At 51.9% G+C, this 12963-nt stretch carries 10 protein-coding genes; 6 read left to right on the top strand and 4 right to left on the bottom strand.

Features of this window, described 5'->3' with window-relative positions; translation table 11 throughout:
* Nucleotides 1–109 precede the first annotated feature (109 nt).
* Complete coding sequence (gene adhP / locus ACLJR2_RS06730; protein ID WP_000642446.1) at nt 110–1120, top strand: alcohol dehydrogenase AdhP; 1011 nt, start codon at nt 110–112, stop codon at nt 1118–1120.
* 98 nt (nt 1121–1218) lie between these two features.
* Here adhP and fdnI read toward each other — a convergent pair whose 3' ends face one another.
* From fdnI to fdnG, 3 genes are read right to left on the bottom strand one after another with little or no spacing between them, the layout of a single operon-like run.
* Entirely contained in the window at nt 1219–1875 is a 657-nt protein-coding gene (fdnI, locus tag ACLJR2_RS06725; protein ID WP_000045658.1) for a formate dehydrogenase-N subunit gamma, read from the bottom strand.
* Complete coding sequence (fdxH, locus tag ACLJR2_RS06720; protein WP_000061599.1) at nt 1868–2752, bottom strand: formate dehydrogenase subunit beta; 885 nt, start codon at nt 2750–2752, stop codon at nt 1868–1870. The genes fdnI and fdxH overlap by 8 nt, the downstream gene beginning before the upstream one ends.
* A gap of 13 nt (nt 2753–2765) precedes the next feature.
* Entirely contained in the window at nt 2766–5813 is a 3048-nt protein-coding gene (gene fdnG, locus ACLJR2_RS06715; protein WP_077684034.1) for a formate dehydrogenase-N subunit alpha, read from the bottom strand.
* A 277-nt stretch (nt 5814–6090) separates the two neighbouring features.
* Between fdnG and yddG the strand changes: the two genes are divergently transcribed.
* The 3 genes from yddG to ACLJR2_RS06700 all read left to right on the top strand — a co-directional run bounded on the left by yddG (nt 6091) and on the right by ACLJR2_RS06700 (nt 9108).
* Entirely contained in the window at nt 6091–6972 is an 882-nt protein-coding gene (yddG, locus tag ACLJR2_RS06710; protein WP_000203793.1) for an aromatic amino acid efflux DMT transporter YddG, read from the top strand.
* Between the two features lie 523 nt (nt 6973–7495).
* Nucleotides 7496–8584 carry a porin OmpD gene (gene ompD, locus ACLJR2_RS06705; protein WP_000769037.1) on the top strand — a complete coding sequence of 363 codons (1089 nt, stop codon included), beginning with the start codon at nt 7496–7498 and terminating at the stop codon, nt 8582–8584.
* 143 nt (nt 8585–8727) lie between these two features.
* Complete coding sequence (locus ACLJR2_RS06700) at nt 8728–9108, top strand: GFA family protein (RefSeq protein WP_014343841.1); 381 nt, start codon at nt 8728–8730, stop codon at nt 9106–9108.
* Nucleotides 9109–9132: 24 nt separating this feature from the next.
* Here the strand turns inward: ACLJR2_RS06700 and smvA are convergent, their stop codons facing one another.
* Nucleotides 9133–10620, bottom strand: coding sequence for a methyl viologen efflux MFS transporter SmvA (gene smvA, locus ACLJR2_RS06695; protein WP_000489734.1), 1488 nt, complete (start codon nt 10618–10620; stop codon nt 9133–9135).
* A 117-nt stretch (nt 10621–10737) separates the two neighbouring features.
* Here smvA and ACLJR2_RS06690 point away from each other — a divergent pair, with 117 nt between their 5' ends.
* On the top strand, nt 10738–11316 hold the full coding sequence (locus ACLJR2_RS06690; RefSeq protein ID WP_000121044.1) for a TetR family transcriptional regulator: 579 nt from the start codon (nt 10738–10740) through the stop codon (nt 11314–11316).
* A 213-nt stretch (nt 11317–11529) separates the two neighbouring features.
* Nucleotides 11530–12918 (top strand): NarK family nitrate/nitrite MFS transporter, encoded by a 1389-nt coding sequence (locus tag ACLJR2_RS06685; RefSeq protein ID WP_000198250.1) that lies wholly within the window; start codon nt 11530–11532, stop codon nt 12916–12918.
* Nucleotides 12919–12963: the final 45 nt, after the last annotated feature.

Genomic DNA, 12963 nt, shown 5'->3' with positions numbered 1-12963 from the left:
ATTTCTGCCGCCTTGCATAACTCATCAGAAATATTAATCCTAAAGAGGTAATAGCACCTTACCTGCTATTACCTGCTATGCAGTTCACTATTAATAAAAGGAGAAGGTTATGAAAGCTGCTGTTGTCACACAAGATCATCAGGTTGATGTTACTGAGAAAACGCTGCGTCCCCTTCGCCACGGTGAAGCTTTGCTAAAAATGGAGTGCTGCGGCGTATGCCATACCGATCTACACGTGAAAAACGGAGATTTCGGTGACAAAACCGGCGTCATTCTGGGACACGAAGGCATTGGCGTCGTGGCGGAAGTCGGTCCCGGTGTCACCTCGCTGAAACCCGGCGATCGCGCGAGTGTCGCGTGGTTTTATGAAGGATGCGGACACTGTGAGTATTGCAATACGGGCAATGAAACCTTATGCCGCAACGTGAAAAATGCCGGTTACACGGTAGATGGCGGCATGGCCGAAGAGTGTATTGTCGTCGCGGATTATGCGGTGAAAGTACCGGAAGGTCTGGACTCTGCGGCGGCAAGTAGTATTACCTGCGCGGGCGTTACCACCTATAAAGCGGTGAAGATTTCTCATATTAAACCTGGCCAGTGGATTGCCATCTACGGTCTGGGCGGTCTGGGTAATCTGGCCTTGCAGTACGCGAAAAACGTTTTCAATGCGAAAGTGATCGCCATTGATGTCAATGATGGACAACTGAAACTGGCCGAGGAAATGGGCGCAGATCTGACCATTAATTCACGTACGGAAGATGCGGCTAAAATTGTGCAGGAAAAAACCGGTGGCGCGCACGCAGCGGTGGTTACCGCGGTCGCTAAGGCTGCGTTTAATTCCGCAGTAGATGCCGTTCGCGCCGGAGGCCGCGTGGTGGCAGTCGGGCTACCGCCAGAAGCCATGAACCTTGATATCCCTCGCCTGGTGCTGGATGGCATTCAGGTTGTCGGTTCGTTGGTGGGGACACGCCAGGATCTGACCGAAGCCTTCCAGTTCGCGGCGGAAGGAAAAGTCGTGCCAAAAGTCGCTTTACGTCCGCTTGAAGATATCAACGCTATTTTTAAAGAGATGGAACAGGGACAAATTCGTGGCCGTATGGTCATCGATTTCCGTCGTTAAACGATTTGCTGTGGTCGTCTGAGTAGTTTTCATAACAGACAGCAGATGAAAACAAGGCGCTACGAGGATAGCGCCTTGTTTATCAGATCGCGAAAGAATTACTGAATACCTTTTTCGCTCTCTTTTTTTGCTTCCGCCTTCTCGATTTCACGATACCAGCGTGGGTGATGTTTCTTCGCCCAGCGACGGCTGACCTTCCCTTCGATCATGCCTTTAATCGAGCCTTTCACCCAAAACGCCATATACATATGGATGAGGATCGCGTGCATTAAAATAATGCCCGCCGCCGCATGAATTAACAGGCTATAACGCACCACCTGCATGGGGAAATACTGCGCGAAATACGGACGCCAGATAATCACGCCAGTCACCAGCAGCACAAAAATCATGCTCATAATGGACCAGAACATCATCTTCTGTCCGGCATTGTATTTGCCGACATCCGCCACCTTATGCTCATTGCCTTTCAATACTTCGACAATATTTTTCAGCCACGGAATATCTTTTTTATCCGGGATGTTGTGGTGGACGAAACGCACGAACATAAACATCAGCGCGATGAAGATGGCAATACCGAAGAACGGGTGCAAAATACGTCCCATCTGCGGCGTGCCAAAGGTTTGCGTCAGCCATTGTAGCGTCGGGAAGAAAAACGAAATCCCCGACAGCGCTACCAGGAAGAAGCAGATCACCACCGTCCAGTGACAGGCGCGGTCGACAAATTTCGTGCGCACAATCATTTTCGACTTACTCATGATGATCCTCCTCATCGTCGTCCGTTTCTTTATTCGGGCCAATACCGATGTAGTGGTAAATCAGACCGGCGAAAGTGGCGATAAAGCCCGCTGCGGCCAGCGGTTTTAGCGCCCCTTTCCACAGATTGATTGAGGTATCGATCTGCGGATCTTTCGGCAAGCCGTGGTACAACTCCGGCTGATTGGCATGGTGCAGCACATACATGACGTGCGTACCGCCAACGCCCTGCGGGTTGTAGATACCGGCATGTTCAAAGCCGCGCGCTTTTAACTTCTCCACGCGTTGCTCACCCAGTTCCAGCATCTCTTTTTTGGTGCCGAAGTGAATAGCCCCGGTCGGACAAGTTTTGACGCAGGCCGGTTCCTGGCCCACGCTGACGCGATCGACGCAGAGCGTACATTTATAAACGCGGTTGTCCTCTTTGTTGAGGCGCGGAATATTAAACGGACACCCGGCGATACAGTAACCACAGCCGATACAGTGTTCAGATTGAAAATCAACAATCCCGTTCGCGTACTGGATGATAGCCCCGGCAGATGGACAGGCTTTAAGACAGCCTGGATCTTCACAGTGCATACAACCATCTTTACGAATCAGCCACTCCAGCTTGCCGTTCTGCTCGGTTTCGGTAAAGCGCATCACCGTCCAGGACTTGGCGCTGAGATCGGCAGGGTTATCGTACACCCCGACACAATGACCAACGTTATCGCGAATATCGTTCCATTCAGAACAGGCTACCTGGCAGGCTTTACAGCCGACACAGGAGGAGACGTCGATCAGTTTCGCGACTTCGGCTTTGTAATCACGCGCCTGCGGAGGCGGCGTGATGGCGTTTGTTGCGGACCGTTTAATAATGTCCTGCGTTTCCATAGACATATGTTCGCCTCCCTTACGCCTTCTCGATGTTAACTAAAAACGCTTTGTATTCCGGCGTTTGCGAGTTGGCATCACCGACATTTGGCGTCAGAGTATTGGCGATATAGCCTTTGCGCGCGACACCCTCAAAGCCCCAGTGAATCGGGATCCCCACCGTTTCAACCTGCTGACCGTTGACATGCAGGGTACGAAGGCGACGAGTTACCACCGCGACCGCGCGAATAAACCCGCGTTTACTGCTCACCTTCACATAGTCGCCGTTAGCAATACCTTTCGCTGCCGCCAGCGTCTCACTGATCTCCACAAACTGTTCCGGCTGAGCGATAGCGTTAAGTAGCGCATGTTTGGTCCAGGTATGGAAATGCTCTGTGAGGCGGTAAGTCGTGCCCACGTACGGAAACTGCTCCTTCTTACCCATGCGCAGCGCATCTTCTTCATACAGACGCGCCGCCGGGTTCGAGACCACATTCGGGTGCAGCGGGTTAGTGCCCAGCGGCGTTTCCATCGGCTCGTAGTGTTCAGGGAACGGCCCTTCCGCCATTTTATCAATAGCAAACAGACGTCCCAGCCCTTCCGGCTGCATGATAAACGGATTGGTCCCGCTCCCCGGCGCCGCGTTGTTAAAGTCCGGAATATCGTTCCCTGTCCACTTCGCGCCGTTCCACTGGATCAGCATCCGTTTTGGATCCCATGGTTTACCCTGCGGGTCCGCCGAAGCGCGGTTATACAATACGCGACGGTTTAGCGGCCACGCCCACGCCCAACCCAGTGTATTGCCAAGCCCTGACGGGTCGGCGTTATCACGTCTGGACATCTGGTTGCCCTGCTCCGTCCAGCTACCGGTATAAATCCAGCAGGAGGAGGATGTCGTACCGTCATCGCGCAGTAATGCAAAACTGCTCAACAACTGGCCTTTCCTGGCAAGCAGTGTACCGTTGGCGTCATAGAGATCTTCCAGCGCATAGCCGTTGTTCTCTTTCGCCACTTCTTCCGAATGCGGTTCATCCGGCTGCTTGTAGTTCCAGCTCATCTTCAATAGTGGTTCGGCGCCTTTACCGCCTTCTGCGCGATACATTTCACGCAGACGATGGTAAATACCGGCCAGAATCTCGCCGTCGTTACGCGCTTCGCCCGGCGCGTCCTGACCTTTCCAGTGCCACTGTAACCAGCGACCGGAGTTAGCGATAGAGCCATCCTCTTCCGCAAAACAGGTAGACGGCAGACGGAAGACTTCGGTCTGAATCGTTGTCGGATCGACATCATTAGATTCGCCGTGGTTCTGCCAGAACGTTGACGTTTCAGTCACCAGCGGATCGATAACGACCAGATACTTCAGTTTGCTTAAGCTTTGCACCACTTTGTTTTTGTCCGGGAAGGACGCCACCGGGTTAAAGCCCTGACAGAAATAGCCGGTGACTTTCCCGCTATCCATCATGTTGAAATATTTGATCACGTCATAGGACTGATCCCACTTAGGCAGCCAGGCAAAGCCCCAGTCATTCTCTTTCTGCGCCGCATCGCCATAGAAAGATTTCATCAGGCTGACGAAGAACTTAGGATAATTACCCCAGTAGTTGACCTGATCGGCCAGCGTCGCTTTGGGGGTATTCGCTGCCAGATAAGTTTGCAGATCGGCCTGTTTTTCCGATGGCAGCGTCAGGTAGCCCGGCAGGCTGGTGGAGAGCAGTCCTAAATCCGTTAAACCCTGAATATTAGAGTGGCCGCGCAAAGCGTTCACACCGCCGCCAGCCATCCCCATATTGCCGAGCAGCAACTGGATCATCGCCATGGTACGGATGTTCTGCGCCCCGACGGTATGTTGCGTCCAGCCCAGCGCATACAGGAAGGTGGTAGTGCGATCCGGAACGCTGGTAGAGGCCAACACCTCACACACCTTCAGGAAGTCTGCTTTCGGCGTACCGCAAATGTTTTCCACGACGTCCGGCGTATAGCGCGAAACGTGCTGCTTCAGCAGATTCCACACACAGCGTGGGTGCGTCAACGTTTCATCACGTTTGGCATAGCCGTTTTCATCGAACTGGTAGTTCCAGGAGGATTTATCGTACTGACGCTTTTGGGCGTCATAGCCGCTGAAAAGACCGTCATCAAAGGCAAAATCATCCCGCACCAGCAGGCTGGCGTTGGTGTAATGCTTAACGTATTCAGCGTTGATTTTGTTATTTTCGATCAGGTACAGCAAAACGCCGGACAGAAAGGTAATGTCTGTACCGGAACGTATTGGCGCATAGATATCCGCCACCGACGCCGTACGCGTAAAGCGTGGATCAACGACAATCAGCGTCGCATCGTTATTATTTTTCGCTTCCATCGCCCAGCGGAAACCCACCGGATGCGCTTCTGCGGCATTGCCGCCCATCACCATCACGACGTTGGCGTTTTTAATATCCACCCAGTGGTTGGTCATCGCACCGCGACCAAATGTTGGAGCAAGACTTGCTACCGTTGGTCCGTGTCAGACGCGCGCCTGGTTATCTACCGCCAGCATACCGAGAGAACGCGCAAACTTCTGCGTCAGCATACCCGTTTCATTGCTGGCCGCCGAGGCGCACAGCATCCCGGTAGAGAGCCAGCGGTTAACCGTGACGCCCTGCTCATTCTTTTCAATAAAGTTGGCGTCGCGGTCGGCTTTCATTAATTTAGCAATACGAGTGAAAGCGTCATCCCAGCTAATGCGCTGCCACTTGTCGGAACCCGGCGCGCGGTATTCCGGATAGCGTAGGCGATCTTCACTGTGAACATAGTCCAGCAAACCGGCCCCTTTCGGGCACAGCGCGCCACGGCTTACCGGATGATCCGGGTCGCCTTCAATATGGTAAATCGCTTCTTTCGCGTTTTTTGCCCCATCTCCCAGGCTATACATTAATAGCCCGCAACCTACGGAACAGTATGTGCAGGAGTTACGGATCTCTTTTGCGCGCAACAGCTTATAGTTTCGCGCCTGAGCCAGGGCCATTTTAGGGGTAAAACCCAGTGCGGCCACCGTTGTTCCCGCCATACCGCCCGCGCAGATTTTAAAAAATTGTCTGCGGCTGACGTCCATTGCTTTCCTCTTTTTTCCACGGATGCACGCCTCCTTCGAACTGCAGCAAAACCTCAGCCCAGGATGCGTGTATAACTTCGCGAGGAAACTAACAGCAAAATCGATAACTTTTTTGCGTCAAATCAATATTGAAACGGTTCCGCTATTAAATAGCCCTATTTTTAAACTGCAATAACTCCAGGGAGGTACTAAAAAATGACACTGCATGGCATCGCCCTCGGAAAAAGTGCTATAAGTGGCAGTTTATTTTGCGCGGTATTCAGGACAGTCACAAAGCATGACATCACAAAAAGCAACGCTAATAGGGCTTGTTGCCATCGTTCTGTGGAGCACGATGGTTGGGTTAATTCGCGGCGTCAGCGAAGGTCTCGGACCGGTAGGCGGCGCAGCCATGATCTATTCATTAAGCGGCCTGCTGCTGATTTTTACCGTCGGATTACCTGATATCCGCCGTTTCCCGGGGCGATACCTCATCGCAGGCAGCGTACTGTTTGTCAGTTATGAAATATGCCTGGCGCTTTCTCTCGGTTATGCCGCCACTCGCCATCAGGCTATCGAAGTCGGCATGGTTAACTATTTATGGCCCAGCCTGACCATTCTGTTTGCCATTCTTTTTAATGGGCAAAAAACTAACTGGCTTATTGTTCCTGGATTGCTTATTGCACTTACTGGCGTTTGCTGGGTTCTGGGGGGCGAGAATGGTCTTAATCCCGGAGAAATTATCAGCAATGTCGCCACCAGTCCGCTAAGTTATTTACTGGCATTTTTTGGGGCGTTTATATGGGCGACGTACTGCACGGTCACCAATAAATATGCGCGTGGTTTTAACGGTATCACCGTCTTTGTGTTACTCACCGCCCTGGCGCTGTGGTTACACTATTTTCTTACGCCGCAACCTGCCATGATATTTAGCCTACCGGTGATTGCTAAACTTTTTACCGCGGCATTAACGTTAGGGTTTGCCTACGCCGCATGGAATGTGGGCATACTTCATGGCAATGTGACTATCATGGCCGTAGGGTCTTATTTTACCCCCGTCATGTCCTCTGCTCTGGCAGCGCTGTTACTCAGCTCACCACTGTCATTCTCCTTCTGGCAAGGCGCAGTCATGGTTTGCGTAGGTTCACTACTTTGTTGGCTGGCAACGCGGCGGCGCTAATAGCGACGGGCGGGCCGATATTGATATTAAATCGACCCGCTGTACCTTGACACCCTTCACAACACAACTACGCTTTTATCTATCGCCTGTGTGTATTTGACGATTTTCCATTTTCACGAGCTCCCCCTGCGCCATACCAGGATTGCGCTGGTAAAAATGGATTTTATAAAATCGTTAAATATGTTAATGCAATGATATAATCATATTAACAAATATATAATTAACGCTAGCTGGCAACTGTATTAGTGCATATAATAATCAGTGGTTACTACCAAAAATAAAACCATAAACAGCCCAATAGTCCCCTCCGAAAATATATCTTATTAGACAGTCCCTATTTGAATTAATACTCTCAAATGTATTAAGGAGATCTCGATCACACAAATTAAAATAATTTGTAATCTTATGAAACTTATTATTGAACTTATGCCACTCCGTCATTTAAAAATAGTCTGCCATTGACAAACGCCTCGTTTAACAATGGTTGAGGAAACACGCTAAGAAAATTATAAGGATTATTAAAATGAAACTTAAGTTAGTGGCAGTGGCAGTGACTTCCCTGTTGGCAGCAGGCGTTGTAAATGCAGCCGAGGTATATAACAAAGACGGCAATAAACTGGATCTGTACGGTAAAGTTCACGCTCAGCATTATTTCTCTGATGATAACGGAAGTGATGGTGACAAAACTTACGCGCGTCTGGGCTTTAAAGGCGAAACGCAGATCAACGATCAGTTAACCGGTTTTGGCCAGTGGGAATATGAATTCAAAGGCAACCGTACTGAAAGCCAGGGCGCTGACAAAGACAAAACCCGTCTGGCGTTTGCTGGTCTGAAATTCGCTGACTACGGTTCTTTCGACTACGGTCGTAACTACGGCGTTGCTTACGACATCGGCGCATGGACCGACGTTCTGCCAGAGTTTGGTGGCGATACCTGGACTCAGACTGACGTCTTCATGACTGGCCGTACTACTGGTGTTGCCACCTACCGTAACACTGACTTCTTTGGCCTGGTTGAAGGTCTGAACTTTGCCGCGCAGTACCAGGGCAAAAACGACCGTGACGGCGCGTACGAGTCTAACGGCGACGGTTTCGGTCTGTCCGCAACGTATGAGTACGAAGGTTTTGGCGTAGGTGCGGCCTATGCGAAGTCTGACCGTACTAACAACCAGGTGAAAGCAGCGAGCAACCTGAATGCTGCGGGTAAAAACGCTGAAGTCTGGGCTGCTGGTCTGAAATATGATGCGAACAACATCTACCTGGCGACCACCTACTCCGAAACGCTGAACATGACCACCTTTGGTGAAGATTCAGCGGGTGATGCGTTTATCGCGAATAAAACCCAGAACTTTGAAGCAGTTGCTCAGTATCAGTTCGACTTCGGTCTGCGTCCGTCCATCGCTTACCTGAAATCCAAAGGTAAAAACCTGGGTACTTACGGCGACCAGGATCTGGTTGAGTACATCGATGTCGGTGCTACCTACTACTTCAACAAAAACATGTCCACCTTCGTTGATTACAAAATCAACCTGCTGGACGACAGCGACTTCACCAAAGCGGCTAAAGTGTCTACCGACAACATCGTTGCTGTTGGTCTGAACTACCAGTTCTAATTTTGTTGTAGTCTGAATACAAAGCCAGTCCTTTCAGGGCTGGCTTTTTCTCTTGATGTAGACTCGGTCATAAGGAGTATGCCGTGCAGACGTTCACTGGTCGTTGTCTTTGCGGACAGAGCCATTTTACCGTTGACGTCGAAATGCTGGATGTCTATGCCTGCCATTGTACGCTGTGTCAAAAATGGTCGGGTGGAATAGCCATGTATCTGGAAGCCTGCGGGCAACCACAGCTAGCCCCCCTTTCCCCGGAACCGCCATACTTTTCATCCTCTTCGCGCGGCGAACGCTACTTCTGTTCCGGCTGCGGGTGTCCGCTGTGGTTTCGGCTTACCGATACCGATCGCTATTTTATTCCCTGGACCTTACTGGAACTGAACGAAGTTGATCGCCGTCGGCTGATTCTGGCTGCGGAAATTTATACCGAAACCCAGCCTGCCTTCTGGCGACTGACGGGGCAATACGCACGCCTCAGCGGTAAAGAGGTTGAGGAAATGGACTCCCCCTGCCAGCTAGCGCATTAAGCGCTTATCTCACCAGGCGTTATGTTATCGGCGTTGGGCTTTTGCCAGGCTGAACCACATCCCTACCGCCAGCAAAAGAAGCATACTCCCGGCGCTGCTTAACGCCACGCTATGCGACCAGATAAAGGCGTGTCTGGCGGCGTCCAGTATTGCCTGCCCCTGCGTGGGCGGTAGGCTATTCGCCAACTGCACGGCTTCTCCCATTGAAGATGACGCTCTGGCAATCTCTTGCGCCTCAAGCCCGGCAGGCAGACGGATAGACGCGGAGAAGCTACGGCTTAACAACAGACCGAAAATGGCAATGCCCAGTCCCGCGCCCAGTTCATAAGCCATCGTTTCTATCGCGCCGGCCGCCGCCGCTTTTTCTGCCGGCGCAGCGGCCATAATTGCCGACGTGGAAGCCAGCAATGCGCTGGCGGCGCTAAATCCCAGCAGCGCCATCAGCCCCCAGGCCTGCCATTGTTGGGTGCTGAAATCCGTCATCGCCAGGCCATAAAAACTCAGCGCGCTTAACGCCATGCCGCCCGTCGCGACCAGCCGTAGTCCCAGACGCGAGACCAGCGCGCCCGCAATCGGCCCGCTGAATCCACTGGCGACCATCACCGGCAGCATAAATACCCCGGCCTCATAAGGCGATAGTCCGTGAACAAACTGCAGCTCTTGCGCCATCAGCAGCTCAAAACCCACCAGCGTGATCATCGCGGTCATCGCCATCACGACGCCGCTCAGGATAATGCGATGGGTAAATAGTCGCATATCAATCATCGGACGCGATGTCGCAAGCTGTGTGCGGATAAAGAGTCCCAGGAGCAGCGCGCCGGTAAGCAGGGTAAGCGAGATGACCCACAGCGACAGATGTCCTTTCAGCGCGGTTTTAGCGCTATAGACCAACAGCAAAATGGCAATAATCAGCATCACCGCATGGCCAAGATTGAGCGGTTGATCGCGACGGCCCGCCTGGCGAGGAACATAGCGGGCGGTTAAGCCCATGACGACCAGCACAATCGGCACGTTGATCAGGAAAACCGATCCCCAGTAAAAATGCTCTAATAATATGCCGCCGATGAGCGGCCCAAACGCCGCTCCGCCTGAACCTACCGCTGCCCAGACGCCCAGCGCCATGTTGCGATGCTTCTCTTCACAAAAGGTGGCGCGTATCCCGGCCAGCGTCGCCGGTACAATCATCGCCGCGCCAATAGCCAGTAATACCCTGGTGGCGATAAGCCAACTGGCGGTATGCGAAAACGCCGCCGCCAGTGACGCCAGGCCAAAGAGCGTCCCGCCCAGCATCAGCAGGCGTTTAAAACCGATACGATCGCCAAGCGCGCCCATCGGCAACACCATGCCAGCCATGACCAAAGAATAAATATCAATGATCCACAGCAGCTCGTTGCCGCTGGCCCCCAGTGTCATACTCAGTGTCGGCGCAGCGACATGCAAGACCGTGGCATCAATGGCGACAGGAATATAGACCAGCACAATAATGACTAACGTTAACCACTGACGAAACATAACTCTCCCTTCAAAAATTCAAATTTGGACGCTCGTCCAGTTTCAGGATCCTACGGTAAGTTGAACGAATGTCCAGCTTTTTGTTACACTGCGCGCATTGGCTAATGTGGGGAAAATATGAGTTACCTTAACCGGGATGAACGCCGCGAAGTGATCCTGCAAGCGGCGATGCGCGTGGCGCTGGCAGAGGGGTTTGCCGCCATGACGGTGCGACGAATCGCATCAGAAGCCGATGTCGCCGCCGGCCAGGTGCATCACCACTTCAGCTCGGCGGGTGAGCTCAAAGCGCTGGCCTTTGTCCATTTGATCCGCACCCTGCTTGATGCCGGGCAAGTTCCGCCGCCTGCCACCTGGCGTGCACGGCTTCACGCTATGTTGGGTAGCGAAGACGGCGGCTTTGAGCCTTACATAAAATTGTGGCGAGAGGCGCAAATTCTGGCCGATCGGGATCCGCACATCAGAGATGCTTATCTCCTCACGATGCAGATGTGGCATGAGGAAACGGTCACAATTATCGAGCAGGGCAAACAGGCAGGAGAATTTACGTTTACTGCTAACGCCACGGATATCGCCTGGCGGCTTATCGCACTGGTGTGCGGGCTGGACGGTATGTATGTGCTGGGTATTCCGGAAATGGCCGATCCCGCGTTTAAATACCATCTGGATCGTATGATTACGCTTGAACTCTTTGCGTAAAGTTACAAATAATTTAATAAAAATCACTTTTAGTTTACAAATAGTAACAATTAAGAAACATCATATCTCCTCTTCGCGCCGCGCTGGCCTGGTTTTTTATCTATTCTTTCACTCAATATTCTAAAAAAACTTCAATAAGTTCTCAAAAGAGCGCGTGACGCTCTGTCTCTTTTTTGTGTTTTTTTCAAATGATATGCGCATGTGAGGGGTAAAATGACACGACAAAACGAGAATTATAACCGTTATCTCTTGAGTGACTGGCGACCCGAAAATCCAGCCTTCTGGGAGAATAAAGGGAAAGGCATCGCCAGAAGAAACTTATGGATTTCAGTAAGTTGTTTGCTCCTGGCATTTTGCGTCTGGATGTTGTTTAGTGCTGTTGCCGTCAACCTCAATAAAATTGGATTTAATTTTACCACCGACCAACTCTTTTTATTAACCGCATTACCTTCTCTTTCCGGCGCAATATTACGCGTTCCCTACTCCTTTATGGTGCCACTGTTTGGTGGTCGTAAATGGACCGTATTAAGCACCGTAATATTGATTATTCCCTGCGCCTGGTTGGGATTCGCCGTGCAAAATCCAGCCACCCCTTTCGGGGTATTTATGCTCATCGCTCTGTTGTGCGGTTTTGCGGGGGCAAACTTCGCGTCCAGTATGGGCAACATCAGTTTTTTCTTTCCAAAAGCCAGACAAGGTAGCGCGTTGGGTATTAACGGCGGACTGGGAAATCTTGGCGTCAGTGTGATGCAGTTGATTGCGCCGCTGGTTATTTTTCTGCCGATATTTACTTTTTTAGGCGTCCAGGGCGTGCCGCAACCTGATGGCTCCCTGCTCGCCCTCACTAACGCCGCCTGGATCTGGGTGCCGTTACTGGCTGTCGCGACGCTTGCCGCCTGGTTTGGTATGAACGATATCGGCAGTTCAAAAGCGTCTGTCGCTTCGCAATTGCCGGTGCTAAAACGTCTGCACCTGTGGCTGCTTAGCCTGCTGTACCTGGCGACATTCGGGTCATTCATCGGCTTTTCCGCAGGTTTCGCCATGCTCGCCAAAACGCAATTTCCCGACGTAAACATTCTGCAACTGGCGTTCTTTGGCCCTTTTATCGGCGCGCTGGCGCGATCGGCAGGCGGCGTGATCTCCGATAAATTCGGCGGCGTTCGCGTAACGCTCATTAATTTTATCTTTATGGCGCTGTTTACCGCCCTGCTATTCCTCACGCTGCCAGGCTCCGGCGCAGGCAGCTTTAGCGCGTTCTATCTTGTTTTTATGGGCCTGTTTTTGACAGCGGGTCTCGGCAGCGGTTCTACCTTCCAGATGATTGCGGTGATCTTCCGTCAGATCACGCTCTACAACGTCAAACTGCGCGGCGGGAGCGATGAGCAGGCGCAGCGCGAAGCGGTGACGGATACCGCCGCCGCGCTCGGTTTTATCTCCGCTATTGGCGCTGTGGGCGGCTTCTTTATTCCAAAAGCGTTTGGCACCTCTTTGGCCTTGACCGGCTCGCCGGTGGGCGCCATGAAAATCTTTTTGCTGTTTTACATCGCTTGCGTCCTGCTGACCTGGCTGGTCTACGGGCGTCGTAAGCCTAAACAACAATAACAACATACACACCTGTAGGACGGCCATCCGGCAATGGTTTAACGC

Source organism: Salmonella sp. SAL03688 (assembly GCF_046551895.1).
In the GTDB taxonomy this organism is placed as follows: Bacteria; Pseudomonadota; Gammaproteobacteria; order Enterobacterales; family Enterobacteriaceae; genus Salmonella; species Salmonella enterica.
The sequence above is the reverse complement of the archived record's forward strand: the minus strand, read 5'-3'. Positions and strand labels throughout refer to the sequence as shown.

Coding starts and splice junctions, on each gene's coding strand:
- smvA (WP_000489734.1), bottom strand. CDS start 10,620: ATGTTTCGTCAGTGGTTAACGTTAGTCATTATTGTGCTGGTCTATATT.
- ACLJR2_RS06685 (WP_000198250.1), top strand. CDS start 11,530: ATGACACGACAAAACGAGAATTATAACCGTTATCTCTTGAGTGACTGG.
- adhP (WP_000642446.1), top strand. CDS start 110: ATGAAAGCTGCTGTTGTCACACAAGATCATCAGGTTGATGTTACTGAG.
- ompD (WP_000769037.1), top strand. CDS start 7,496: ATGAAACTTAAGTTAGTGGCAGTGGCAGTGACTTCCCTGTTGGCAGCA.
- fdxH (WP_000061599.1), bottom strand. CDS start 2,752: ATGTCTATGGAAACGCAGGACATTATTAAACGGTCCGCAACAAACGCC.
- ACLJR2_RS06700 (WP_014343841.1), top strand. CDS start 8,728: ATGCTGGATGTCTATGCCTGCCATTGTACGCTGTGTCAAAAATGGTCG.
- fdnI (WP_000045658.1), bottom strand. CDS start 1,875: ATGAGTAAGTCGAAAATGATTGTGCGCACGAAATTTGTCGACCGCGCC.
- yddG (WP_000203793.1), top strand. CDS start 6,091: ATGACATCACAAAAAGCAACGCTAATAGGGCTTGTTGCCATCGTTCTG.
- ACLJR2_RS06690 (WP_000121044.1), top strand. CDS start 10,738: ATGAGTTACCTTAACCGGGATGAACGCCGCGAAGTGATCCTGCAAGCG.